Annotated in this window: 19 protein-coding genes; 14 read left to right on the plus strand and 5 right to left on the minus strand. The window is 60.1% G+C overall.

The window, feature by feature from the left end; genetic code table 11:
• Positions 1 to 271 precede the first annotated feature (271 nt).
• Positions 272 to 2,386: a carboxy terminal-processing peptidase gene (locus tag AC1DTN_RS29255; RefSeq protein WP_442206628.1), complete on the plus strand. Its 2,115-nt coding sequence runs from the start codon at positions 272 to 274 to the stop codon at positions 2,384 to 2,386.
• Positions 2,387 to 2,498: 112 nt separating this feature from the next.
• On the opposite strand, the gene AC1DTN_RS29260 is transcribed toward AC1DTN_RS29255, so the two are convergent.
• Positions 2,499 to 2,786 (minus strand): GCG_CRPN prefix-to-repeats domain-containing protein, encoded by a 288-nt coding sequence (locus AC1DTN_RS29260; RefSeq protein WP_477923744.1) that lies wholly within the window; start codon positions 2,784 to 2,786, stop codon positions 2,499 to 2,501.
• Positions 2,787 to 3,992: 1,206 nt separating this feature from the next.
• Between AC1DTN_RS29260 and AC1DTN_RS29265 the strand changes: the two genes are divergently transcribed.
• The 8 genes from AC1DTN_RS29265 to AC1DTN_RS29300 all read left to right on the plus strand — a co-directional run bounded on the left by AC1DTN_RS29265 (position 3,993) and on the right by AC1DTN_RS29300 (position 13,902).
• Positions 3,993 to 5,528: a sensor histidine kinase gene (locus AC1DTN_RS29265; RefSeq protein ID WP_113325551.1), complete on the plus strand. Its 1,536-nt coding sequence runs from the start codon at positions 3,993 to 3,995 to the stop codon at positions 5,526 to 5,528.
• Positions 5,529 to 5,824: 296 nt separating this feature from the next.
• On the plus strand, positions 5,825 to 7,879 hold the full coding sequence (locus AC1DTN_RS29270; RefSeq protein WP_442206629.1) for an ATP-binding protein: 2,055 nt from the start codon (positions 5,825 to 5,827) through the stop codon (positions 7,877 to 7,879).
• Positions 7,880 to 8,218: 339 nt separating this feature from the next.
• Positions 8,219 to 9,280: a LacI family DNA-binding transcriptional regulator gene (locus AC1DTN_RS29275; protein ID WP_113325549.1), complete on the plus strand. Its 1,062-nt coding sequence runs from the start codon at positions 8,219 to 8,221 to the stop codon at positions 9,278 to 9,280.
• On the plus strand, positions 9,277 to 10,227 hold the full coding sequence (locus tag AC1DTN_RS29280) for a substrate-binding domain-containing protein (protein ID WP_113325548.1): 951 nt from the start codon (positions 9,277 to 9,279) through the stop codon (positions 10,225 to 10,227). The genes AC1DTN_RS29275 and AC1DTN_RS29280 overlap by 4 nt, the downstream gene beginning before the upstream one ends.
• Positions 10,224 to 11,033, plus strand: coding sequence for an ATP-binding cassette domain-containing protein (locus tag AC1DTN_RS29285; RefSeq protein ID WP_025668588.1), 810 nt, complete (start codon positions 10,224 to 10,226; stop codon positions 11,031 to 11,033). Before AC1DTN_RS29280 ends, AC1DTN_RS29285 begins: the two co-directional genes overlap by 4 nt.
• Positions 11,030 to 12,034, plus strand: a complete 1,005-nt coding sequence (locus AC1DTN_RS29290) for an ABC transporter permease (RefSeq protein ID WP_025668589.1) — start codon at positions 11,030 to 11,032, stop codon at positions 12,032 to 12,034. Before AC1DTN_RS29285 ends, AC1DTN_RS29290 begins: the two co-directional genes overlap by 4 nt.
• Entirely contained in the window at positions 12,034 to 13,104 is a 1,071-nt protein-coding gene (locus AC1DTN_RS29295) for a phosphotriesterase family protein (RefSeq protein ID WP_442206630.1), read from the plus strand. Before AC1DTN_RS29290 ends, AC1DTN_RS29295 begins: the two co-directional genes overlap by 1 nt.
• 27 nt (positions 13,105 to 13,131) lie before the next feature.
• A complete protein-coding gene (locus tag AC1DTN_RS29300; protein WP_442206631.1) occupies positions 13,132 to 13,902 on the plus strand; it encodes a glutamine amidotransferase in 771 nt (256 codons plus the stop codon).
• 3 nt (positions 13,903 to 13,905) lie between these two features.
• Here the strand turns inward: AC1DTN_RS29300 and AC1DTN_RS29305 are convergent, their stop codons facing one another.
• On the minus strand, positions 13,906 to 14,808 hold the full coding sequence (locus AC1DTN_RS29305; RefSeq protein WP_113325544.1) for a PfkB family carbohydrate kinase: 903 nt from the start codon (positions 14,806 to 14,808) through the stop codon (positions 13,906 to 13,908).
• A gap of 26 nt (positions 14,809 to 14,834) precedes the next feature.
• On the opposite strand from AC1DTN_RS29305, the gene AC1DTN_RS29310 reads away from it, so the two are divergent.
• Genes AC1DTN_RS29310 through AC1DTN_RS29320 form a run of 3 tightly spaced genes read left to right on the plus strand, consistent with a single transcriptional unit; the run spans position 14,835 to position 17,586 of the window.
• Complete coding sequence (locus tag AC1DTN_RS29310; RefSeq protein ID WP_113325543.1) at positions 14,835 to 15,677, plus strand: BtpA/SgcQ family protein; 843 nt, start codon at positions 14,835 to 14,837, stop codon at positions 15,675 to 15,677.
• A gap of 5 nt (positions 15,678 to 15,682) precedes the next feature.
• Positions 15,683 to 16,324, plus strand: a complete 642-nt coding sequence (locus AC1DTN_RS29315) for a TenA family protein (RefSeq protein WP_442206632.1) — start codon at positions 15,683 to 15,685, stop codon at positions 16,322 to 16,324.
• A gap of 11 nt (positions 16,325 to 16,335) precedes the next feature.
• A complete protein-coding gene (locus AC1DTN_RS29320; RefSeq protein ID WP_442206633.1) occupies positions 16,336 to 17,586 on the plus strand; it encodes a Zn-dependent hydrolase in 1,251 nt (416 codons plus the stop codon).
• 143 nt (positions 17,587 to 17,729) lie between these two features.
• Here AC1DTN_RS29320 and betC read toward each other — a convergent pair whose 3' ends face one another.
• The gene (gene betC / locus AC1DTN_RS29325) at positions 17,730 to 19,244 is read right to left on the minus strand and encodes a choline-sulfatase (protein WP_477923748.1); all 1,515 of its coding nucleotides are present in this window, start codon (positions 19,242 to 19,244) and stop codon (positions 17,730 to 17,732) included.
• A 416-nt stretch (positions 19,245 to 19,660) separates the two neighbouring features.
• On the opposite strand from betC, the gene AC1DTN_RS29330 reads away from it, so the two are divergent.
• Positions 19,661 to 20,575, plus strand: a complete 915-nt coding sequence (locus AC1DTN_RS29330; protein ID WP_442206635.1) for an alpha/beta hydrolase — start codon at positions 19,661 to 19,663, stop codon at positions 20,573 to 20,575.
• A gap of 3 nt (positions 20,576 to 20,578) precedes the next feature.
• On the opposite strand, the gene AC1DTN_RS29335 is transcribed toward AC1DTN_RS29330, so the two are convergent.
• Positions 20,579 to 22,582, minus strand: a complete 2,004-nt coding sequence (locus tag AC1DTN_RS29335; protein WP_442206636.1) for a CocE/NonD family hydrolase — start codon at positions 22,580 to 22,582, stop codon at positions 20,579 to 20,581.
• Positions 22,583 to 22,603: 21 nt separating this feature from the next.
• On the minus strand, positions 22,604 to 24,184 hold the full coding sequence (locus AC1DTN_RS29340) for an ABC transporter substrate-binding protein (RefSeq protein ID WP_477923750.1): 1,581 nt from the start codon (positions 24,182 to 24,184) through the stop codon (positions 22,604 to 22,606).
• A gap of 121 nt (positions 24,185 to 24,305) precedes the next feature.
• On the opposite strand from AC1DTN_RS29340, the gene AC1DTN_RS29345 reads away from it, so the two are divergent.
• Positions 24,306 to 25,091, plus strand: a complete 786-nt coding sequence (locus AC1DTN_RS29345; protein WP_442206638.1) for a helix-turn-helix domain-containing protein — start codon at positions 24,306 to 24,308, stop codon at positions 25,089 to 25,091.
• Positions 25,092 to 25,095 lie beyond the last annotated feature (4 nt).

Here is a 25,095-nt window from a genome sequence, read left to right on the forward strand (position 1 = left end):
GTTGGCCCCGCTTCCCTGCGGACCGCTATCCTGAAGCTCCTGCGGCTGCCCTTGTCACGACCTCGTGTGACGCGAATTCCCGCTTTCCCGCGCGCTTTGCGTGGTGCTATGTTGAAGCCCCGATGGGCTTCACTGCCTCCCGACTGATCGTGCCGGATGGTTTTTCGCGGCTTTGCAAACCATGCCGTTTACCATTTGGTTGCCAAAAAACCATAATTACCCGCCTAGATCGCACATCGACAACAGGCACTAAGAATTGGATCGAAGCTGAATGCGCATACCATACCTTTTTCTTGCTGCATTTCTTGCAGTCGCGCAGTCCGCCTATGCTGAAGTCGCATCACCTCCTGTTTTGGCGCCGCTAAAGCAACAGGCGCAAGCCGCGCAGTTGAGTGCACAACTTCTCACGCGATACAGTTACAGGCCCATTGCACTCGACGATGCCTTGTCGGCCAGAATTATGGATCAGTTTATCAAGTCACTGGATCCGGACCATGTGCTCTTCCTGCAAGCCGACATCGACAGGTTCATGTCTGACCGCAGCGAGATCGACGACGCCATCGAACAGAAGGATTTGAAGATCCCGTTTGCGATCTTCAACGCGTATGAACAGCGTATTGTCGATCGCATGAACTACGCGCGCAATTTGCTTAAGCAGGACTTCGATTTCAGTGTGCAGGAAAATTATTCCGTACTGCGCGACAAAGAGCCCTGGCCGCAGTCGGAAGCCGAGAGCAATGAGCTTTGGCGCAAGCGCGTCAAAAGCGATTGGTTGCCGTTGAAACTCGCCGGCAAAACCGACGCGGCTATTCGCGAAACGCTCGACAAACGCTACGCAAACGCTCTTGAGCGCGCCTACCAGTATAAAAGCGACGACGTTTTCCAGTTGTTCATGGATGCCTATGCGACGTCGATCGATCCGCACACGGACTATTTTGGCGCGAACGCTTCGGCCGACTTCAATATCTCGATGAAGCTTTCACTGTTTGGTATCGGTGCGGTACTGCAGGAGCGCGACGACTACACGACGATCCGCGAGCTCGTGCCTGGCGGTCCGGCCCAGTTGTCCGGCAAGCTCTCGGTCGGAGACCGCATTACCGGCGTCGGTCAAGGCAAGGATGGTGCGATAAAAGAAGTGGTAGGCACGCGCCTTGATGAAGTCGTGCAATTGATACGCGGGAAAAAGGGCTCCGTCGTGCGCTTGGACATCCTGCCGGCGGATGCCGGCGCAGATGGCGCACACCGCGTTGTCAGCCTTGTGCGCGATAAAATCAGTCTCGATAAGCAGGCCGCCAGAAAGACCGTGCTGTCCGTGAACGTGGGCGACGTCACGCGCAAAATCGGGGTGATTACTCTGCCAACATTCTACGAGGATTTTGAGGCTCGGCACAAAGGCGACAAGGACTATAAAAGTGCAAGCCGCGATGTCGCCAAGCTTCTCGATGAACTGAAGCAAGAAAAGGTCGATAGCGTTCTCATTGACGTGCGCAACAATGGCGGCGGTTCATTGGACGAGGCGATTGATCTGACCGGTCTGTTCATCGGCAATGGCCCGGTCGTTCAGCAACGCGGCAGCGATGGTAAGGTCGAGGTCAGAAGCGCTGAGTTTGCAGCACCTGTCTGGACAGGCCCGATGGGTGTCCTGATCAATCGCGGGTCGGCATCGGCTTCAGAGATTTTTGCTGCGGCAATCCAAGATTACGGTCGAGGCGTGATCGTCGGCGAACCCAGTTTCGGGAAGGGGACGGTTCAGACCGTCGTCGACCTTGACCAGATGGTTCGCAACAGCAAACCCGAATTCGGGGAACTGAAAGTGACGATTGCCCAGTTTTTCCGGGTCAACGGCGGTACGACGCAGTTGCGCGGTGTGACGCCTGATATCAGTTTGCCTGGACTTTCAGATCCGACGAGCTTCGGCGAGACCAGTTATGACAATGCCCTGCCGTGGGCGCAGATCAAGCCCGCGAACTACACGCCCGCCGACACGGTTACGAAGTTGCTGCCGACATTGCAAAGCCGCCATGACGGGCGGGTTGCGAGCGATCCGGACTTCCAAGGTCTCGTAAAGGATATTGCCGACCTCAAGGCGCAGCGCGAGAAGGGGATTATCTCTCTCAATGAAGCCGAACGTCGCAAGGAAGCGACCGCTCGAGAAAATCGACGGAAGTCTCGAGCCGAGTTAGGCGATGGCGAAGATCCTGGTGGAGATGATGGCCTGGAGTCAAACGAGCGCAGCCTGAGTGCCGATATTGCCATTGAAAATGCACGCAAGAAAGCAAAAGACGTCTTGCTGAACGAGGCGGCGGCCATTCTTGCTGACGAGGCGGATTTGCAGAAAGGCGTGTTGCGGGCAGCTACGAAACAATCGGGGGATACGGGCAAATAGTCATGCCCGATCAATTTCGTGGTGCTCCGGGTAGTCCAGCCATGACGGCGGCGGTCGATCACCGGCATGAACTATAGCAGGTGATCGAGATTCCGGCCGGCGAAAGGAGTGCTCACCGCCAGTCGCGATCGCGATCCCAGCGCTCGTAGCGCCTGTATTCGCGCCAGCCGCGATGGGGACGATCCCAACCGTAGCTGCGATCCCAACCGTAGTAGCGTCGCGGCGGATTGGGTCGGCAAAAGCCGCGCGGGCTCAGGTGATAACCGCGGCCACATGCAAAATCGACGGTTATGATGTTCGAGGCTGCTGGCGCCGTCATGCTGCCGACAGGCGCGGCATTTGCGGCTCCAGCCGTTATTCCGGCTGCGAGAAGGGCTATAGTGACTAGAAGTTTTCGCATCTTCTTTTCTCCGATTGTCGGAGGGATTTAGCGCCTGTCCTGGTGAACCGAGGCTGAAAACGCCGTTCACCTGAGGGACAGCTTTAGCTGCTAGTCGCGCTCCCAGCGATCACGTCGGTCATCGCCGCGTCGATCGTTGTTGCCGGAATTGGACGTTTGCAAATGCTCCAGCACCTGCAGAACTGCGTCGGCGCAGTCCTTCGTGGAGTCCCCGTCGGCGCACCTGAGGTCGATCCTGGTCTGGCCGTTCTCGATGTGGAACCGGGCGCCGCGTTCCCTCGGCTGCGACCGCCAATCAGCGTCCGCTCGGTCTTCGTTTTTGCGTGAAGAATTCGGCGGAGGTGGTGGATTTTCCCTACTGGATTCTGGCGATGCGGGTGGAGGCGGCGATGGTTCGGCTGGTGCCTGCGCAAAGGCGCAAGTGGAGATCAATCCAAAGATCGCCGCCGATAGTCCTATGATTTTCTTCATGACGTTACCTCGCTTTTGTGCGGAGGTAACGATGGGTCGAGGCGATAGTTCCTATTGTGGGGCTGCGACTGGGTACGTGACGATGCGGACGACTGTATCGTTCAGTCCGATCTTGTCTGTCGCGAACAGATCGCATGCTGCCGCAAGCACTGTCGCACCTGTCGGCTCGCAGAAAGGTCCTGCCTTGCGGATTGGACCTCGCGCAAGAGAGCGCGTACCACCTTTGTGGTCGATCAATAACTCAATGAAGGCCCTGCAGCCGATTTCGCCGCTCATTCAACAATTCATGTTGAACCAGGTCTCTCGCTTCGTTCGAAAGACCATTCGGCCCGGATAGTCCGAGCTCGGTTAACCTCGCTTCGATCGCCTTGGGAATGCTATCCGCTTCGTGCTGGCAGAGCCGCACAAGCCACTTCCATTCGTCGCTTGTCATGTCCCTTCGCGCGACCATCAACTGCCTCCCAGCCAAGGATAACCGTAATTTTGAGAATACCATAATTCTCGTCGAGAGGCAGCAATGTCAGCCGCTTCACAATCGAGCCTTCCGGACTCGTCCGATCGCTTGCCTTCCACGCTGACCCTGAGCCGGAGCCGTCGGCCACCAAGCTCGCAAAGCGTGTGTTGGTCCACTAAATCGGGTTGCGGCTAATGGGAGGAGCGGGACGGCTGCAACCTATCCTTGACTCTGATAGCCTGCTATCCGACAGTGCTCCCTGTTAAATCCATGGGGATTCGATGGGCCTCACCAAAGGCTTCACGATTGTCGGCAGGGCTGCGATAGCCGCCATCGTGTCAATGTTCCTTGCGCTCTCGCTTGTCTTGGGCTTCTGGCTGCATTCGAGCTACATCTCCGCCGTTACGCGTGGGGAAGATCAGGTCACAGCCACGGCCAAGATCGTTGCAGCCAACGCGATCTGGATCAACTCCCTGGCGCGCCAGACCCTTCACCGCATGGATGATGCCTTCGGAACGGCGGAGGCCTTATCAGGCGGGGAGCGCATTCGAAGGTTCAACGCCGCGACGGCCGAATTGCCGACCACTGCAACCGCCTATGTGGTCGCCGCGGACGGGACCTTACTTTATTCGACCGACCGGGAAAGCAGCCCGGCCGACATCGTCGACCAGACCTTTTTCCGTCGCTTGGCCAATGGCGCAGAGGACCATACGTCGGCGATGACGGTCATGCGCAACACAGATCGCCACGTCTTCCTCTCGGCTGCGCGCATCGAGCGGAACGACAAGTTCGAAGCCGTCGCGATCCTGGCGTTTGATGTCGGGATGTTGCGATCGATCTGGGACGCTGCGTCGCTCGGGCCAAACTCGACGGTGAGCTTCCTGAGGCGCGATGGAAAGCTGATCGCCAGATATCCCGAGCCGAAAGAAGCTGTCGATCTCGGCAACTACGTCCTGTTTACCGACTATATGCGTAAGGCAACGTCGGGCTCTTATGTGTCTGTCTCACCCGTCGACCAGGTCGAAAGGTTGGTGGCATACCGCATCGTCGAGCGCACACCCTTCGTCGCCATCGCATCGGCCGACACCGCGGCAATCCTCAAGCCTTTCTGGACCGATGTTTCGATTGCCGCGCTGATCGTTCTTCTGGCCCTTTGCGCGGCCGTGATCGGCGGATTGAAGATCCTGAGGCTGGCGCATGCGGACGCGCGCCACACCGCCGAACTTGCCGAGGCGCTTCGAACCAATCAGGTGCTGATGCGGGAAATTCATCATCGGGTGAAAAATAATCTCCAGACCGTGATGGCGCTCATCCGGCTGCAGGGCTTGCGGCCTGAAACCGTCCGGAGGGTGAACGAGCGGATCGTCGCCATGTCGGCGGTGCACGAACAAATGTACGGCTTCGATCAGTTCAGTAGCGTCACTGCACGGCAGTTCGTCCCAAACCTGGTTCGCACGCTGGTCGGGCTGCATGATCGCGAAATCAAGCTGACCTTCGAGATCGACGACATCAGGATCGATGCGGACAAGGCCACACCATTTGCATTGCTGCTGAACGAACTTCTGACAAACAGCATGAAATATGCCTTTGTCGGCCGGGCCGACGGACATATCCGCATCAGGCTGCTTCAGCGCCCCGACGGCAAGGTCCTGCTTGAAGTGGCGGACGACGGCGTCGGATATGAGCCGGTTGCAACGGAAACCGGCATGGGAAGCAGGTTGATCAAATCCTTCGTCGGCCAGATGGATGGGACCTACGGGACCGAGCGGGCGCAAGGTACCGTCTTCACCGCCCTGTTGTCGATTGCCGCACGATGATGTGGGCGGCGTGGGGGAGGCCGAGTGCCGGACATTTGAAACGGCGGACAACGTGTGCGGTTGTCCTGGCGATCTGGAAGACGTAGGCAAATGACGTGCGCGGTTCGCATCGAAGGCCGGCTGCCGACACGGTCTGACGGGTCGAAGCACACCCATTCGAAAGCCGAGTTGCGATACCGGCTCTGCTGTCACCGCTTATCTTTAGGGGGAAAGCTCAGTCTTTTCGCAGCTTGGCATTGCAAGTTTCGTGCCCTGGATTATTTGATGGGGCTCGAAGAACATATCCGGAGTGTCTGTTGAACAAAACCCGGCCAGCGCTCCTTCTCATTACGGCGTCGCTCATTCCGGTCATCATACTGGCGGCGCTGATGGGAAGGTTCTTCATCAAGGAGCAGCAAGCCGCTCTCGACGATGACATTCGCGGCCGGGCAGCTACGCTGGCCGCCACTCTTCAACGTGAACTCAAGAGCCAGATCCAGTTGCTCTCGATCGTCGCCGACTCTCCCCGCCTCGACCCACCGATTCCCCGTGCCGCCTTTGCCGAGACTGCGCGGCGTCTGCGCGATCGGGTGCCCGAATGGGAACAGATCCGGATTTCGAACGAGAAGGGTGAGGTGGTTCTGTCGTTTCCACCGCTCGATCCGTCGGCTGATACGCACGTTGTGGACATGGAAAGCCACGACGACCTGGTTCGCACAGGTGCGGCCCTGGTCGGCAATATCGCCATCGGGCCGAAAGGCCAGGCGGCCTTTGCGTTGCGCGCCCCGATCCAGAGAAGCGATCGTTTGAGAGCCGTCCTGTCGGTGGTTATCCGTCCAACGATCGTGACCAAACTGCTTTATGCCAATGGACTTCCAGGATCCTGGTCGGCCTGGATCGTCGATGGACGGGACCGTCTGGTGGCATCGACCGGCGCTCCCGCGCTTGCCGGTAATCCGGCCAGCGAATTCGCAACCTTTTCCGGCCAGGACATTGGCGCGGCCACGCTCAAGGACGGGATGGAGCTTCGGGTCGCCGAAGTCGCGCTCGCCGACACGCCCTGGCGGGTAAGGGTTGGCCTGCCGGTCTCCGACTATGAGCGGCTGGCGCGCAGGGCCACCATGCTACTTGTGACGGCGAGTTGTTTCACGCTCCTGCTGTCCGGCTCGGCTGTATTCCTCTTCTATAGGGAGGTGCGCGCCAGAAACCGGGAATGGGAGAGCATGGCCAATTGGCAGCGGATGGATGCGCTTGGAAAGCTGACGGGGCAGGCGGCCCACGATTTCAACAATCTCCTGATGGTTTTCCAGTCCGGGGTGGAGGGCATCAAGAGGCGACGAAATGACGAACAGCGTGTGACGCAGCTTCTGGCGCATATGAGCGATGGAGTCGCTCGGGGAAAGGCGATCACGCAAAGGCTGCTGTCGTTTTCAAGACGCTCAAACCAGGGCGCCTCCCAGGTCGAGCTGGACGTCAGGCTTGCCGAATTGTCTCCGCTGCTGCGCCAAGCCGTCAACGACGCGATCCTGATGGAGATCAGGGTTCCGGAAGATACCTGGCCGGTTCACGTCGATCCTGCGGGGCTTGAAATTGCCCTGATCAACATCCTGACGAATGCGCGCGAAGCCATGACGGCAGGCGGAAAGGTAACCATTTCAGCCCGCAATGTGCTCGACGCCGCCACGGAGGATTCCGGGCTGAAGGGGCCGTTCGTCGCGCTGACGATTTCCGACACCGGGACAGGTGTCGCCCCGGAAAATCTGGCACGGGTGTTCGAGCCGTTCTTTTCTACCAAGAAGAATGGTGGCTCGGGCCTTGGTCTGACGCAGGTCCACAGTTTCGCCACCGGCAGCGGCGGTGCAGTCAAGGTCGCAAGTTTGGCCGGCCATGGCAGCGCCTTTACCTTGCTTCTGCCGCGATCAAACGAGCCGCGGGCGGCGCGTGCGGATACAGCTCCTTCGGTGAGCCTTCCCCGTACGATCATGGTCGTCGACGACACACCGGCATCGCTGGAATCCGTGCGACTGGCGCTCGACGGCATCGTGCCGACGATCTTCATAGCTGCAGGTGGCCCCGAGGCGATCGAGATCCTGGACCGTCATCCTGAAATCGAGGCGATCGTCAGCGATATCATGATGCCGGGCATGTCGGGCATCGAGCTTGCCGAGGAGATCCGCCGCAGAGATGCGTCTCTGCCCGTCGTGCTGATGACCGGCTACAGCGACAGGCTGGAGGCCGGTACGGAAGTCGGACGTCCGGTCGTCCCGAAACCCTTCAAGGTCGAGGATCTGGCGGCCTGCCTCGAGAAGGCGAGGACCTCGGTGATCCAATCGGCAAACGTCGTGCGTCTGGAAATTCCGACGAAGGGCTGATCAGCTTCGACGTCTGTGTGATACGCATTTTTTGCGCGGTCGCGACCGTTGCTGGCGGCTTCGCAGCGCGCAATGGTCTGCGACTTCGAGAAAGAAGAGATCGCCCTATTCCTCCAGAAGCTAACCAACTGATTTAAAGAGCCCTTCGCCTGCCCACGAATTCATGGCTCGTCGAACGGCTGCCGAGGCGCGCAGTCGAAACCGAAGCGGCGCATTTCCACGAGGCGGCTTAGTTGGCCTCCCAAATCCTATCGTCCGCAGCTGACAACGCCTCTTGACAGGCAATCCCTTGTCATGGAGTGTAAGTAAAGCGTTTTACTAAAGCGGTTTACAAAGCTGATGGCGCATGGACGTACCCCAGGATTGAAGGATGTCGCGAAAGCTGCCGGCGTGTCGGTGACGACCGTCTCGCGGATGCTGAACGGTTCGCTGGATTTGCCTGCGCTTACCAAGCAGCGTATCGAAAATGCTATCACTTCCCTCAAATACCAGCCGAACCCCCATGCGCGGCGGCTGAGCCGCGGTCGTTCCGACACGATCGGGCTGGTTGTGCCCGATATCGCCAACCCATTCTTCGCGACCATGGTGGCGGCGGTCGAAGAGGAGGCGAACGACCGGGGGCTTGCCGTTTCGCTCTATGCCACTCTCAACCGGACCGGCCGCGAAGTCGCCTATCTCCGGCTGCTCGAGCACAATCACGTCGACGGCTTGGTTTTCGTCACCAACCATCCCGACAACGGGGATCTCGCAGCTCTCATCAATCGAACAGGCAAGGTCATCGTCGTCGACGAAGACGTTCCGCTTGCCAGTGTCCCGAAGCTTTTCTGTGACAACTTCCAGGGCGGCCATCTCGCAGGACGCCATCTGGCGGAGTTCGGTCATCGCGACGTGCTCTATGTCGGCGGCCCCGATGCGATGATCAGCACGCAGCGGCGCTTCAACGGATTGCGCAAGGGCCTGCAGGAGCGTTTCGGCGACGATACCTCGATTAGGCGCTACAGCGGCGAATATACGATCGCCTGCGGGCGGGACATGGCGCGCCGCTTCCTGGAAGAAGGCATGCCGGCGACCGCAATCTTTGCGAGTTCCGACGAAATCGCGATCGGCATGATCGAAGTCCTGAGGGAGAAAGGAATATCGATCCCCGACGACCTGTCGATCATCGGCTTCGACGATGTCAGTCCGCTGCACCTCTTTGCGCCGCCAGTGACCGCTATCCGACAGCCGGTGCGCGCCATCGGCCGGCGTGCGCTATCTCTTCTTCTCGAAACAAACTGGCAGGAGAGCAAATCGCTCGCCACCGAGGAACTCGTGCCAGTCGAAATCGTCGTGCGGAACTCCGTTGCGCCGCCGTCGACCCATAATAAGCAACGAGAACAAAACCAGAGGATGAGAACATGAAACAGATCAGACGTCGGGCGTTTACCGCCGCTCTTGCCTTCACCGCGCTGGCCAGTGCAACGCTTGGAGCCTCACTTGCTCAGGCTGCAGGCAAGACCTATGCGCTGGTGCAGATCAACCAGCAGGCCCTTTTCTTCAACCAGATCAATGAAGGCGCACAGAAGGCGGCGGATGCTGCTGGCGACAAGCTCGTCATCTTCAACGCCAACAATGAAGCGGCCGCGCAAAACAGCGCCATCGAAAACTACATTCAGCAGAAGGTCGATGGCCTGATCGTCGTCGCAATCGACGTCAACGGCATCATGCCCGCCGTCAAGCAGGCCTCGGATGCCGGCATTCCGGTTGTCGCCATTGACGCGATCCTGCCCGACGGCCCGCAGAAATCGCAGATCGGTGTCGACAACGGCAAAGCCGGCGCCGACATGGGCGCGTATTTCCTCGACTACGTGAAGAAGAACATGGGCGGCAAAGCCAAGTTCGGCGTGGTCGGCGCCCTGAACTCCTATATTCAGAACGTTCGCCAGAAGGGCTTTGAGGATGCTGTCAAGAGCGACGGCATTGAGGCGGCTGGCGTCGTCGACGGCCAGAATATTCAGGACAACGCACTTGCCGCTGCCGAAAACCTGATTACCGGCAATCCCGACATGACGGCGATCTATGCAACCGGTGAACCGGCTCTCCTCGGCGCGATCGCCGCTGTCCAGAGCCAGGGCAAGCAGGACAGCATCAAGGTCTTTGGATGGGATCTGACCGCGCAGGCGATTTCGGGTCTCGACGACGGCTACGTGGTTGCCGTCGTCCAGCAGGATCCTGCCGGTGAAGGCAAAGCCGCGGTCGAGGCTCTTGCCAAGCTGACCGCAGGTCAGAGCGTCGAAAAGAGCATCTCCGTTCCGATCACGATCGTGACGAAGGAAAATGTCGAGCCGTACCGGGCCGTCTTCAAATGATGACGGACAACCGGCCTGTTTATGCCGGGGCCGGGGAGGCGCAAGCCTCCCCGCATTCCTCTGGCTCGTCCGCCCGGACACCTGCTGTTTCACTGCGCGGGATCCGCAAGACTTTCGGCTCGCATCAGGCGCTGCGTGGCGTCGATCTTGACCTCTTTCCCGGTGAGTGCCTTGGCCTTGTCGGTGACAACGCAGCCGGCAAGTCAACACTTACCAAGATCATCTCCGGAACCTATCTGCCGGATGAGGGGACGATTTCGCTGAACGGTGAGGAGGTTCATCTCTCCGGACCTGCGGACGCCCGCGGCCGCCATATCGAAATGGTCTTCCAGGATTTGAGCCTCTGCGACCATATCGATGTCGTTGGCAATCTCTTTCTTGGGCGCGAACTCACCAGGGGTCCGTTCCTCGATCGTCAGAAGATGATGAGCGAGGCGCGCAAGATGCTGGATGCGCTGGAAATCCGCATTCCGCGTCTCTCCGCCAAGGTCGAGAAGCTGTCTGGTGGCCAGCGCCAGGCGATCGCAATCGCCCGTGCCGCTTCCTTCCAGCCCAAGGTTCTGATCATGGATGAACCGACATCGGCCCTTGCTGTTGCCGAAGTCGAAGCCGTGCTCTCGCTGATCAACCGGGTCAAGGCGAAGGGTGTATCCGTCGTCCTCATTACCCATCGCCTGCAGGATCTGTTCCGTGTTTGCGACAGGATTGCCGTCATGTACGAAGGCACCAAGGTTGCCGAGCGGGATATCGGCAAGACCAATCTCGAGGATCTCGTCAAGCTCATCGTCGGGGGAGAAAGACATTGACCGTCTACACCGAACGCGCCAAGGGCTCACCGATGGCGGACTTTCTGGGGGAGAACGCCCAGGTCCTGTCGATCGCTTTCTTCTTTCTGGCATGCCTCGTCTTCTTTTCACTGACGACCACCACCTTCATGACGACGGGCAACATCCTGAACATCGTGCGCCAGGCGGCGCCCATCCTCGTCGTCGCCATCGCCATGACCCTTGTCATCGTGACCGGCGGGATCGATCTGTCCGTCGGTTCGATGCTGGCCCTGATCAACGCCGTCGCTGCCATTACTCTTGCGACAGGCATACCCTGGCCGGTCGTCTCGATCGGCATGCTCGCTTTCGGCGGCATCGTTGGTCTGCTGCAGGGCTGGTTCATCGCCTACCAGAACATTCCAGCCTTCATCGTCACCCTTGCCGGGCTTTCCATCCTGCGTGGCGTGGCCCTCTACCTGACGCAGGGCTATTCCATTCCGATCAATAACGAGCCCGGCTTCTTCTACCTGGGGCGCGGCGAGCTGGCGGGCTTTCCCGTTCCGGCACTGATTGCGATCCTGGTTGCAATCGTCGGCTACGTCATCATGGCGGTCACCAAATATGGCCGGCAGATCATCGCGGTGGGATCGAACATGGAGGCAGCGCGCCGCGTCGGCATGCCGGCCAAATGGATCGTTGCCTCGGTTTACCTCGTATCGGGCGTTGCCTCGGCGCTCGCCGGTCTCTTGATCGCGGCCCGTCTCGGCTCCGGCTCGTCGAACGCCGCTGTCGGCTTCGAACTGCAGGTCATCGCCGCGGTCGTGCTCGGCGGCACCTCCCTGATGGGCGGGCGCGGCACGATGATCGGCACGGTGCTCGGCACGATGACCATCGCCGTCATCGGCAACGGCCTGATCCTCATGCATATCTCGCCCTTCTTCACCCAGATCGTCACCGGCGCCATCATTCTGGTTGCCATCTGGCTGAACACTCGCATCTTCACCGCAAACTTCCGCCTGGCCGGCAGGAGGAAAAGCTGATGGCAACGGATGAGCTTTCACCGGGTCACGTGCGATCCGGGAAGGTGATGACGGTCTCGGGGCCGATTCCCGTATCGGAGATCGGCGTCACGCTGATGCACGAGCATATCCTCAACGATTGCCGCTGCTGGTGGCACGCGCCGAAGACACCTGAGCGGCAATATCTTGCCGAAGGTTTCGTCTGCATGGAGATCCTCGGCGAACTCAGGCAGGATCCTTTCGTCAACAAGCACAACATCACCCTCAACGATGAGCAGCTTGCCGTGACGGAACTCCAGGACTTCGCCGGTCTTGGCGGTCGAACGGTCGTCGAACCCACGTGCCAGGGCATCGGCCGGGATCCTCTTGCCTTGCGTCGGATTTCCAGGGCGACGGGACTGAACATCGTCATGGGTGCCGGCTTCTATCTTGGTTCCTCGCATCCGGCCAAGGTTGCCGGCATGTCTGCTTCCCAGATCGCGGACGAGATCGTCTCCGAAGCCACCGTCGGCGCCGATGGTACCGACGTGAAGATCGGCCTGATCGGCGAGATCGGCGTGTCGTCCGATTTCACCGCCGAGGAGGAAAAGTCGCTGCGCGGTGCTGTCCAGGCGCAGGTGCGCACCGGTCTGCCTTTGATGGTCCATCTCCCCGGCTGGTACCGCCTGGGCCACAAGGTTCTCGATATCGTCGCCTCCGAAGGCGGTGATCTCAGGCATACCGTGCTCTGCCACATGAACCCGTCACATGACGATCTCACCTATCAGTCCGAACTTGCCGTCCGCGGCGCGTTTCTCGAATATGACATGATCGGCATGGATTTCTTCTACGCCGATCAGCAGGTGCAATGCCCGAGCGACGAGGAGGCGGCTCGCGCGCTCGTCAAACTCGTCGAGATGGGGCATGCCGATCGCCTCCTGCTCTCCCACGACGTCTTCCTGAAGATGATGCTCAAGCATTACGGAGGCAACGGCTATGCCTATATCCTGCGCCACTTCCTGCCGCGCCTGAAGCGTCACGGTCTCGATGACGCGACGCTCGATATCTTCATGCGCGCCAATCCGAAATCCGTCTTTCAGGCCAGCGCCTGACCGTGACATAAAAGAAATGGAAACATCATGACAAAGAAGGTTCTTCTCGTCGGCGAAAGCTGGGTTAGTTCCGCCACGCACTACAAGGGTTTCGACCAGTTCGGAAGCGTCACGTTTCATCTCGGCGCCGAACCGCTCGTTGCGGCACTCAAGGATAGTGCATTCGAGCTCACCTACATGCCGGCCCATGAAGCGGTCGAAAAATTCCCCTTCGATATGGCGGGGATCGACGCCTTCGATGCGATCATTCTTTCCGATATAGGCGCTAATTCCCTGTTGCTTCCCCCGGCGGTCTGGCTGCATTCGAAGACGGTTCCGAACCGATTGAAGCTGCTCAAGGCTTGGGTTGAAAAGGGCGGCGGTCTGCTGATGGTCGGCGGCTATTTCTCGTTCCAGGGCATCGACGGCAAGGCGCGCTGGCGCCGTACGCCGGTCGAGGATGTCCTGCCGGTCACGTGTCTGCCCTATGACGACCGAGTGGAAATTCCGGAGGGAACGACGCCTGTCCTCGTCACGTCCGATCACGCCACGGTTGCCGGCCTGTCAGGTGAATGGCCTCTGCTTCTGGGCGTCAACGAGGTAGAAGTGCGCGAGCGCGACGATGTCGAAGTCATTGCTCGCCTGCCGGATACGGAAGGCGGCCATCCGCTCCTGGTGACCGGACGCTTCGGTAAAGGCAGAACCGCCGCCTGGACTTCGGATATTGGGCCGCACTGGCTTTCGCCTGCCTTCTGCGAGTGGGAAGGCTATGGGCGTCTCTGGAAGAATATCCTCGGCTGGCTGACAGAGGCGAAGTAGGCGTCATTCGCCGGCGAGGATGCCGGCGAGTTCCGCCTTGGTCGGGAAGGCCGAACGCGTCCCCCGGCGACTGACGGTAATGGCCGCCGCCGCAGTCGCATGATGAATGGCTTTGGTGTCGAGCGTGGTCGATCTGAGTGCGGCAGAGGCGAGGGCGACGGCCATGAATGTGTCGCCGGCGCCGGTCGTGTCGACGACCTCTGTGGCACGGGCAGGAATGGTTGCCAGCACCTGATTTCCGCTGGCAAGGATTGCCCCATCGCCGCCGAGGGTCAGCACGGTCTGTGCCACCCCGGCTTCGGCGAGGCGGTGGATTGCGGCCTCGCCGGATGATCCGGTCAGGCTTTCGGCCTCGCCCCGGTTGAGAAAGGCGATGTCGATGAGCGGCCAGAGCTCGGCGAAATAGGGCCTGAGCGGCGATGGATTGAAGGCGGTCGTCAGGCCGCGGCGTCTGGCCTCGGCAAGAATGCCGCGGGTCACGTCTTCGCTGAGGTTGCCCTGCAGGACGACGAGGTCGCCGCCGACCGCATCGTCGAGCGGCGCAAGCGCCTCGGACAGGGTCAGTGCCTCTGCCGAGTCCGTCGTCGTGACGATGGCGTTTTCGCCATCGGGCGTCGTGAAGATGATGGAGAAGTCGCTGGAGCGGTGAGGGCTGCCCAACAATCGGGCGTCCAGCGCTTCACCAGCAAGCTGGTCGCGGATCGTCTGGGCGCGAAAATCCTCGCCGACGGCTGTGACAAGCGTCGTGGGAAGGCCGGTGCGGCCCATTACGACGGCCTGGTTGGCGCCCTTGCCCCCGAGGTCGCGGGTTTCTTCCCGACCGAGGATCGAGGCACCCGCTTCGGGCATGGACATTACAGAAATGGTTTCGTCGATGGCGACGTTACCGATGACATAGGCACGCATGGCGGGCTTTCAGAAGGGAAAGAAAAATGCAGCAGATATCGGATAAGGCCACAAGCGCCATACGGGAAATATTCGGCACTGACAAGGCGCTGATCGGCATGATCCATTGCCCGCCCTTCCCGGGTGCTCCACGCTACCGCAACGCGGCAATGGATTCCATCTACGACACCTGCATGCGCGATGCCGAGGCGCTTGTCAAAGGCGGCATTCATGGATTGATCGTCGAAAATCACGGCGACATCCCCTTCTCCAAGCCCGAGGATATCGGCCACGAAACTGCGGCCTTCATGTCTGTTGTAACAGACCGCATCGCTCGTGCTGTCGGCGTGCCGCTCGGCATCAATGTGCTTGCCAATGCGCCGATCCCCGCTTTCGCGATTGCGGCCGCCGGCGGCGCACGCTTCATCCGCGTCAACCAGTGGGCGAACGCCTATGTCGCCAATGAAGGCTTCATGGAGGGCCGTGCAGCCGAGGCCATGCGCTATCGCTCGCTGCTGCGTGCCGAACATATCAAGGTGTTTGCCGACAGCCACGTCAAGCATGGGGCACACGCCATCACTGCCGACCGGACGATCGATGAACTGACCCGCGATTTGGCCTTCTTCGATGCGGATGTGGTGATCGCTACCGGCCAGCGAACGGGCAACAGTGCAACGATGGAGGAGATCGAGGAAATCGGTGCTGCAACCCATCTACCGTTGCTCGTCGGCTCGGGCGTGACCAAGGATAATATCGTCGAGATCCTCAAGCGCACCAACGGCGTCATCGTCGCCTCTTCGCTGAAGGAGGGTGGCGTCTGGTGGAATCCTGTGGAGCCGGCCCGTGTCGCAGCCTTCGTCGAAGCCGCAAAACCCCGTCTGGAGTCGTGACGATCATGGTATCTCTCTCCGAACAGATGCTCGACGAGAACCGCGACGTCTTTGAAGCCATGGTCCACCACCGCTTCGTCGAAGACATCAAGGCTGACCGTCTCCCGAATGAGGCCTTCGAACGATATCTGGTCTTCGAGGGTGCCTTCGTCGATACGGCGATTGCGATCTTCTCCTATGCGACCGCAAAGGCCGGCACCATCGAGGAGAAGCGCTGGCTGATCGGTGTGCTGGACGCGCTTGCAAACCAGCAGATTGCCTATTTCGAGAAGACCTTTGCAACTCGCGCCATCGACCCCGCCCGCCATGACACCGGCCGAGCCGATGTCGCTGCGTTCCGAGAGGGAATGCTGGCGATTGCCCGTGACGGCGGTTTCCTCGATACGATCGCCGCCATGTTTGCCGCCGAATGGATGTACTGGACCTGGTCGACCGAGGCCGACCGGATGGCCATCAGCGATCCACTTCTCAAGGAATGGGTCAGGCTTCATGCCGAACCGGAATTCGAAGCGCAGGCGCGTTGGCTGAAGGCGGTGCTGGACGAGGCTGGCGAGACAATGGATATTGCCGAACGCAAGCGATTGAGCGCCATTTTCGGCCGTGCCCAACGCCTTGAGATCGACTTCCACGACGCAGCCTATTCCTGAGGGCCCGCGCCATGACTGGCAATCCCGTTATCAATGGAAAACGTCTGCTGGAACGCCTGGATCGGTTTGCCGAGATCGGCGCGACCGCGGGCGGCGGCGTCAATCGCCAGGCTTTGACGGAGCTGGATCGAAAGGCCCGGTTGCTGCTGGCAGAGTTGGCAGAGGCGCGCGGTTTCGGCGTGTTCCAGGATCCCGCCGCCAATCTCTTCATCCGCCGCCCGGGCAGGGACGAGGCGGCACCGCCGCTCCTTATCGGCAGCCACCTCGACAGTCAGCCCTCCGGCGGCCGCTTTGATGGTGCGCTCGGAACACTGACGGCCTTCGAGGTCCTGGAAAGCCTTGACGATGCGGGCGTTGAAACCGGAAGGCCGATCGAGGTGGTTGCCTGGACCAACGAGGAGGGATGCCGCTTCGCACCCGGCTGCATGGGGTCATCAGCCTTCTCGGCAGGCGAAATTCCGCTTGCATGGTCCGACCTCATCGCAACCGATGGCGCAAGGTTTGACGACGAGTTGAGAGCAACCGTTGCCAGTCTTCCGCAGGCCGCGATGCGCGATCTCGGCTTTCCTGCTTACGCATATCTCGAAGTGCATATCGAGCAGGGACCTTCTCTGGAGAAAGAGGATATCCCTATCGGTATCGTCACCGGCATTCAGGGGACGCGGTGGCTGGAAGTGACAGTCTCGGGCCAGACCGCCCATGCTGGGACGACCGCGCTCAACTATCGTCGAGATCCGCTTCGCGCGATGATCGCGGCTCTCGACGGACTTTACGCCAGTATCATGCCTCGGGACGATCGTGCCCGATTTACCGTCGGACGTATCGCCGTAGAACCCGGTGCCATCAACGCCATCCCGCAGATAGCGCGATGCACCATCGACATCCGTCACCCGGATCCATCGGAGATCGAGCGGCTGAGCGCGACCATCGAGCAAGTCTTTGGCGAACAGGCCCAAGCAGAACGTTGCCAGGTTGCGCTCAGGCAGACCTTCAATATGCCGCCGGCCAACTTTCCTCAAAAGGTGCTGGATGCATTGGACAGGGCCGCGGTGAAAGGCGGACTGGCAACCAGGAGAATGTTGTCAGGTGCCTTCCATGATGCACTGTTCGTCAACCGGGTCGCGCCCGCGGCAATGATCTTCGTGCCTTGCCGCGACGGCCTCAGTCATAATGAAGCCGAATATGCGGCGCCGCATCATGTAGTCTCGGGCGCGCGCATGCTGCTGCTATCGACGATCGAAATCCTGGAAGCCGAGGTTTGAGCAAGGCTTTGGATCGGGATTGATGGCGACAAACGCCGCATTGAAAGATGGCCTGTCGCGCAGATGATTGCACTTGAGGAAGGTTCGGTGTGCGGGTGGTCGGGCCCGTGGACACGTGTGGCGCCCAATGGTGTGCCTGAGCGTCATTCGCCCCGAGGAAACCGCTGGTTTTCCTCCAGTACGTTCAGATCCATATGATTGCGCATATATCGCTCGGCGGCTTTCTGCAGGGGTTGATAATCCCAGGGATAGTAGGCTCCCTCGCGCAAGGCCGGATAGACGACCCAGCGCCGTGCCTGGCTTTCTCGAACCGCTTCATCGAAAGCTGCAAGGTCCCAACGTAGCTTCGCCTGATCGAGAAGCGTGCCCAGCGTGTTCGCATAGGCCGGATCTCCGGCCAGATTGACGAGCTCGTGGGGATCGGCCTGAAGGTCGAACAGCAGGGGGGGATCCTTCTCGCAGACCGTCAGTTTGAAGCGCCCGGCGCGAATGCCCACCAGCGGTGCTATCGATCCTTCGGCCGCATATTCCATCAAAACCGGACCGCGGGCTTTCGCGCCATTCAACAGCTGTGCCAAATCTTCGCCATCCGTCCATTTGGCAATCGCCGAAATATCCAGGCCGGCAAGGCATGCGAGCGTCGGTGTAACGTCAAGAGTGGAGACCGGCTGATCGATCAAGGCGGGCTGCCAGTCGGGTGCCGATATCATCAGCGGGACGCGCGCAGACCCGTCGAAGAAGCACATCTTGAACCATAGGCCGCGCTCGCCGAGCATGTCCCCATGGTCCGAGACGAACAGGATGACGGTATTGTCGCGCATCCGCCCCCGCTCCAGCACCTCGAGGATTTCTCCGACTTTCTCGTCGATATAGGAGATGTTGGCGAAATAGCCGCGCCTGGCCCGGCGAATCTCCTCGGTGGTAATATCGAAGGCCGTATGGTCGCAGGCCTCGAGCAGGCGTTGCGAATGCGGATCCGTCTCGTCGAAAGGCAGTGCCGGAACAGTCGGGTCAAGGGCCGGGCAGTCCTCGTAGAGATCCCAGAATTTGCGCCTGGCGACATAGGGATCGTGAGGATGGGTGAAACTGACGGTCAGGCACCAGGGACGCTCGTCTTGCCGGCGTGACAGGTCGTAGAGCTTGCGGGTGGCGTTGTAGGCGACCTCGTCGTCATATTCGAGCTGATTGGTGATCTCGGCGACCCCCGCGCCGGTGACCGAGCCGAGATTGTGATACCACCAGTCGATCCGCTCTCCAGGCTTGCGGTAATCGGGCGTCCAGCCGAAATCTGCCGGATAGATATCCGTCGTCAGACGCTCCTCGAAGCCGTGCAGCTGGTCGGGGCCAACGAAATGCATCTTACCCGACAGGCTGGTGTGATAGCCGGCTGACCGGAGATGGTGCGCATAGGTCGGAATGTCGGAGGCAAATTCGGCCGCATTGTCGTAGACGCGCGTTCGGCTCGGCAACTGGCCCGACATGAAGGAGGCGCGCGCCGGCGCGCAGAGGGGGCTCGCCGTATAACTATTGGCAAAACGGACCGAACGGGCAGCGAGTGCCTTGAGATGCGGTGCATGCAGGAAATCGGCTGGCCCGTCCGGAAACAGCGTGCCGTTCAGTTGGTCGACCATGATGATGAGAATATTGGGACGGGCCATGATATTCGATGCTGCTCACGTTCAGGGGCTTTTCGGGGGAAGGGGTCTACGGATGCATCCGCCACCAGTTCGCCTGACGGAACCGGCTGTTGCCGGCGGGTACTGGTCTGGCTCGTGAGCGCCGATCAGGTCCATTGTCCTCTTCAGAAGCGGCACTGGTCGTCGCATGAGTGATCCTCTCGGCGGCGTGGGTCGCAGTTGTCACTTCACGATAGCCAACTTGATGATTGCACACTATCGCCTTGCCGACATCCGTTGTTCCGGGCGCTCATGCGTGCCTGTTTTCCAAGGGCGGACTTGCCGGCGACACCGGGGGTCGCAGCAAGGCAGGCGTCGTGGCGGAGCGCGTGCATGATGCAGTATCGGCTAGCTGGTTGCCGCCTGACAGCATCTTGCGAGCACGCGGAAGGATCTTCATGTCGATCGACCGACCGATGCCCACCGAAGAGGGCATTCTGGAATTTCTTGAGATTTGCGAAGGCTTCTATCCGCCGGACGCGGTCGAAGCATCGATCGAACAACAACGGCAATGGTACGATGCGCTTTGCGCACGGTTTGACCGCCCGTTGCCGCAGGCGCTGGTCTATGCCGATGGCATGGTGCTGCGGATACCGATCCGCCGGTATCGGCCACGGACAATAACCACATCAACCGTTCTCCTCTATCTTCACGGCGGAGGCTTTGTTGTCGGCTCGCTCGAAAGCCATCACTCGATCTGCGCTGAAATCGCCGATTTTGCTGGCGCCGAACTCGTTTCCGTCGACTACCGGCTGGCGCCCGAGTACCGCTGGCCGGCGCAGAGCAAGGATTGCTTCCTCGTCTTGAAGCATCTGCTGTCGTCCGCCGGTAGCAAGGTCGTCATCATCGGCGATAGCGCCGGTGCCAACCTGGCGGCAGGGCTCGCCATCAGGGCGCTGGAAGAGCCCCTGCCTGGTATCGCCGGTCAGGTTCTCGTCTATCCGGCGCTGGGTGGCGACTTGCAGAAAGGTTCCTATGTTGAAATGGCAAATGCACCGGGTCTGACCACGGCTGATGTCGCCTATTATCGCAGGGTTCTGCAGACACCGTTGCACCATCCCGTCGCCGCACCGCTTCACGCCACATCGGTCGAAGGTCTTGCTCCTGCCTTCATCACCGTCGCGCGGTTCGATCCGTTGCGAGACGATGGACGAGCCTACGCTGCCCGGCTTGCGGAGGCTGGCGTGGAAGTCTGGTTCCGGGAGGAACCGCAGATGGTGCATGCTTGGCTGCGCGCCCGCCATATGAGCGAGGGTGCCCGGGCAGGCTTCAAGGCGGTATGCGAGGCGGTGCGGCTCTTCGCGTCGCGCTGACGGCTACATCAGATCGCGGGCGATTGCCGTCTCGCCAAAATCCTTTTCAAAGACTTTTACCCCGCCTTCATAGGCGACGACCGAGGCGGCGATGATCCAATGCGTTGCCGTGCAGCCGATCGATGCGGTCGTAACCGTCGTCACGGACCAACCAGGCCGCTGCATGTCGCAAGTCCAGGTCGAGGTGCCCGTCATCGATAGCGGATCGTGCGGCGCGATTGACCAGGTTTCCTCACGCAGCTGCCGGGTGGAAAGACCGGTGCCGGGATGCTCGAAAAGGCCGGTATCCTCATGGATTTCATAGCGCGTGACCCCCGCCGAGAGATCGCGCACCACCTGCCGTTTTGTGGAGGCGGGTGCGTGTTCGATATATTTCGGCAGGGGATCGGGATTGTCGGGCTGCTTGGTGTCGATGATCTCATGCGCGCCGAGCTTGGGCAAAGCTAGACCGATGGAGGCGATGTCGATTGTCAGCCCCGGATCTTCCGGCGGTGGCAGTACCATCGGCCAATAGGCCGTTGATAGCGACAGGCGGATACGATGCCCCTTGCGGAAACGATAGCCGCAGGCATCGAGCGTGATGGTAATGGTTGTCAGTTCCCCCTTGCTCAGCGGCTCCGGTGCAGCATTGCCATTGCGATGAGCGAGATTGAGCACGCCGAAGGAGACGCGCGTTGCCGTGCCGTCTGGATGGATATCGATGAGCCTTGCGCAGAGATTGGCGGTTTCGGCGTCGCATCTGAGCGTCAATCTGACCGCTGGGCGTCCGAGATAATCATGGTCCTCGACCAGCGGCGCGGTTTGGAAGGTCAGCGATCCGGCGTCATCGAGGCGCTGATCGATCGCCAGTTCCGCATCCGGCTTCAGGGTGAACCATTCGCCCGAGGCCGTGCCCGTATCGAGCGGCGAGCGCAGATAAACGGGATGTTCCGGCGCATGTGGGATCGGCATGCCTTCCATCAAGGCGCCGAACTGCTCGACATAGAAGCACTGCATGTCCGGCTGCTGCCAACTACGCTTGGCGATCCAGAAACCGGGGTCGAAATCGCGGCGCGTGGCGGGCTTTATGGCATCGAGAATATAGGCGCGTAAGGATGGCATGGTCTCCGCGCCGTTGCGCTCGCCGCGCAGCCAGCGGTTCCACCAGGCGATAGCTTCGCCATGAAAATCGACCCGCGGCTTCGGCCAGGCGAAATGCGGATACTTGTGGATCCATGGACCGATCAACGCCTTCGCCTTCTCGCCGAGACCCTCGACGGCCAGCAACGGCGTGTTGCGATAGCCATCCGCCCAGCCGGCGATGACGATGGCGGGAATATCGAAGCCCGCGAAATCTTCGCAGATCGACCCATGCCGCCAGAAATCGTCACGCCGCTGATGCTCCAGCCATTCTTCCATGAAGAAGGGTTCCTGCTCCAGGCGCTGCCGCCACATATCGCGCCAATCGTCGCCGACGATGGCCGGATCGGGGGAGCGCGATTGGTAGGCAAGCATGGTCGCCGCCCAGGAAAGCTGGGCGGAGAGGTGGCAACCGTTCTTGTAGTGGATGTCGTCATTATAGCGGTCGACCGTGGAAGCGATCGAAATCACCGCCTTTAGCGCCGGGGGCTTCAAGGCTGCGACCTGCAGGCAGTTGAAGCCGCCCCAGGAAATACCCATCATGCCGACCGAGCCGTTCGACCAGGGTTGCGCTGCGATCCAGGCGATCAGCTCACAGGCATTGGCAAGCTCAAGCTCGGTATATTCGCCATCGATAATGCCACTGGATTCGCCGGAGCCTCTGATGTCGACACGCACGCCGGCAATCCCGGCTGCAGCGAAGACCGGGTAGGTGGATTCATCACGCGGGCTTGTCCCGTCGCGCTTACGATAAGGCAGGAACTCGAAGACCGCCGGCACGGGATCCTTCTCCGCGCCGTCGGGCATCCAGATGCGTGCGGCGAGCCGCGTGCCGTCCTTCAAGGTGATCCACTGATTTTCGATAGTCGTGAAGCTGCGGTCTGACATGGTCATATATCCAGAAGAGCTTTAGGCATTAAGCCACACACGGCTGCCGATGTAGCCGTTGGACATATCGTTGCCGATGTCGTCGACATAGCCCTTCAGCGTCTTCGAAGAGGCCATGATGTTGTCGTTGAAGACGGGCAGGATCAGACCGCCATCGTCTCGCACCATCAGCGCCAATTGCCGATAAAGCACCTTGCGCTTGGCCTCATCGAGTTCAGACCTTGCTTGCAGAACCAATTTGTCGAAGTCAGGGCGCTTGAAACGCGTGTCGTTCCATTCTGCGGTCGACAGGTAGGAGGTGGAATAGCGCGAATCCTGGGTCGGACGACCGCCCCAGAACGAGGCGCAGAAGGGCTGCTTGTTCCAGACATTGGTCCAGTAGCCGTCTTCCGGTTCGCGCTTGACGTCGATCGTGATGCCGGCCTTGCCCGCGCTTTGCTGGAACAGGATCGCCGCATCCACGGCGCCCGGAAAGGCTGCGTCTGACGTGAGCAGCTGAATGGAGCGGTCGAGACCCGATTTCTTGAAGTGGAAGGCGGCCTTGTCCGGATCATAAGGGCGCTGCTCGATATCGGTCGGGGCGAGGGCGTAGTTGGAATTGACCGGATAGTCGTTGCCGATCGTTCCGTAGCCGCCCAGAACCTTGTCGAGGATCGCCTGACGATCGATGGCATATTTCAGCGCAAGCCGAAGATCGGCGTTGTCGAAGGGAGCCGTGTCGCAATGCATCAGGAAACAATAGAAGCCCTTGCCTGCATTCCGGAGGATGTCGACGGTCGGTGCTCGCTGCAGCATCGGGACGGTCTTGGGGTCGACATTGTTGACGAAATGGACCTGGCCGGAGGCAAGTGCGGCAACGCGGGCGGTGTTGTCGTTGATGACGAGGATTTCGACGCTGTCGACAAAGCCGCGGTCGGAGCGCCAATCCTTCGGGTTCTTCTCGAAGGTTGCCCGCACGCCCGGTTCGAAGCTTTTCAGAATGTAAGGACCTGTACCGATGGCCGCCGCAGGCTTGTCGACACCGCCCTTCGCCTGGATGATCAGATGGTAGTCGGTCAAAAGCAAAGGCAGGTCCGCATTGCCTTCCGAAAGCGTCAGGACAAGGTCGCCCGCTTTTTCTTCGATACCGATGATCGAGGCCATGAGCCCCAGAGCACCCGACTGCGAATTCTTGTCCGCATGTCGCTTCAGTGTCGCGACGATGTCCGCGACGGTCATCTTGCTGCCGTCGTGAAACTGCACGTCGTTCCTGATCTTGAAAGTCCAGACGGACGCGTCCACCGATGGCGCCCAGGAAGTCGCCAGCGACGGCAAGGGCGCACCGGTCTTGGGGTCGGATTCGACAAGTGTGTCGCCCCAGAGACGGCCAATGACGAACAACACGGAGGCGCTATAGGTCGCAGGGTCGAGCGCATCACTGGTGGCGCCGCCCTTGAGGCCGAGTTTCAGATGACCACCGCGCTTCGCTTCCTGCGCGCGGGCCTCGCGCGGCATCAGGAGGCCGGAGGCGAGGGCAGGCAAAGCGCCCAGCGCGACGGCGCCGCCCAGGAAGTGACGGCGGCCGATACTCAGCGGCGAAGATTGATCCTTTTCACGTGTCATTGCAGTTCCCTTTTTCAACTTTATTAGAAGGGAACGTAGAGGTCAGGCTGCTTCACACAATTTCGCGACTTGACGCATCTTTCAGCGAGTTTACGCTACTACCATTAAGACAGAGCCGCCGATGCCTCACCTGGTCGAGAACCTCAAGATTGCCTGTGCCACGCAGCGTTCCATTTCGCATCTGTGCCGCGCGATCGATATCAATCGGCAGCAGTTCAATCGATATATCAACGGCCAGACGAGGCCCTCTGCCCATAATCTCGCGCGCATAGCCAAGTATTTCGATCTCGACGCAGCCGACTTTGGTCTCGCTCCAAGGCTCTTTCGCGAGCGGCTTCGCAAACCGACTCTAGACCTCAATCAAAGTTCCGAACTGTTAAAGGCGTTCCCAGGAGATCTGACCGCGCTCCGGCGCCATATCGGCTATTTCCAGACATATCATCGCTCACCGTCCTGGCCGGGAATGGTTGTCTGTTCGTGCAGCCGCATTGTCGAGAAGGGTGGGCTTGTGCATGTCAAATCAATGGAGCGTCTGCGGGATCCTGGAAACGGCATCCAGCAGTTTTCGAAATATGTCGGCCTTGCGGCCTTCTATCGAAACCGGATCTTCATTACGGAGCGGGTCGTCGGCCCGAATCCGATACTGTCACAGACGATCCTCCTGCCATTCGACGAGTACCAGCGCGTCTATCTGCGCGGGACGACAATGGGAGTTTCCTGGCGAAGGGAAAATCTCCCTTATGCGTCGCGGATGATCTGGCGGCATGTCGGCGCAGAGCCCGACCTGCGCGAGCTTCTGTCGCGCTGCGGCCCACTGCCGCTGTCTTCACGCCAGCTGCCACCGACGGTGCGCTCGTTCCTCGCAGATCCGTCCGCGGAAGTGTATGCGGTGCCGGCAGAGTATTGAAGAC

The organism is Rhizobium sp. 01T444 (genome assembly GCF_056398305.1).

Coding starts and splice junctions, on each gene's coding strand:
- AC1DTN_RS29305 (WP_113325544.1), bottom strand. CDS start 14,808: ATGCGTGCCTATGTCATCGGTAACGTCGCCATCGACGAAACCATTTCT.
- AC1DTN_RS29335 (WP_442206636.1), bottom strand. CDS start 22,582: ATGTCAGACCGCAGCTTCACGACTATCGAAAATCAGTGGATCACCTTG.
- betC (WP_477923748.1), bottom strand. CDS start 19,244: ATGGCCCGTCCCAATATTCTCATCATCATGGTCGACCAACTGAACGGC.
- AC1DTN_RS29295 (WP_442206630.1), top strand. CDS start 12,034: ATGGCAACGGATGAGCTTTCACCGGGTCACGTGCGATCCGGGAAGGTG.
- AC1DTN_RS29265 (WP_113325551.1), top strand. CDS start 3,993: ATGGGCCTCACCAAAGGCTTCACGATTGTCGGCAGGGCTGCGATAGCC.
- AC1DTN_RS29310 (WP_113325543.1), top strand. CDS start 14,835: ATGCAGCAGATATCGGATAAGGCCACAAGCGCCATACGGGAAATATTC.
- AC1DTN_RS29320 (WP_442206633.1), top strand. CDS start 16,336: ATGACTGGCAATCCCGTTATCAATGGAAAACGTCTGCTGGAACGCCTG.
- AC1DTN_RS29315 (WP_442206632.1), top strand. CDS start 15,683: ATGGTATCTCTCTCCGAACAGATGCTCGACGAGAACCGCGACGTCTTT.
- AC1DTN_RS29300 (WP_442206631.1), top strand. CDS start 13,132: ATGACAAAGAAGGTTCTTCTCGTCGGCGAAAGCTGGGTTAGTTCCGCC.
- AC1DTN_RS29285 (WP_025668588.1), top strand. CDS start 10,224: ATGATGACGGACAACCGGCCTGTTTATGCCGGGGCCGGGGAGGCGCAA.
- AC1DTN_RS29345 (WP_442206638.1), top strand. CDS start 24,306: ATGCCTCACCTGGTCGAGAACCTCAAGATTGCCTGTGCCACGCAGCGT.
- AC1DTN_RS29255 (WP_442206628.1), top strand. CDS start 272: ATGCGCATACCATACCTTTTTCTTGCTGCATTTCTTGCAGTCGCGCAG.
- AC1DTN_RS29330 (WP_442206635.1), top strand. CDS start 19,661: ATGTCGATCGACCGACCGATGCCCACCGAAGAGGGCATTCTGGAATTT.
- AC1DTN_RS29275 (WP_113325549.1), top strand. CDS start 8,219: ATGGCGCATGGACGTACCCCAGGATTGAAGGATGTCGCGAAAGCTGCC.
- AC1DTN_RS29340 (WP_477923750.1), bottom strand. CDS start 24,184: ATGACACGTGAAAAGGATCAATCTTCGCCGCTGAGTATCGGCCGCCGT.
- AC1DTN_RS29260 (WP_477923744.1), bottom strand. CDS start 2,786: ATGCGAAAACTTCTAGTCACTATAGCCCTTCTCGCAGCCGGAATAACG.
- AC1DTN_RS29280 (WP_113325548.1), top strand. CDS start 9,277: ATGAAACAGATCAGACGTCGGGCGTTTACCGCCGCTCTTGCCTTCACC.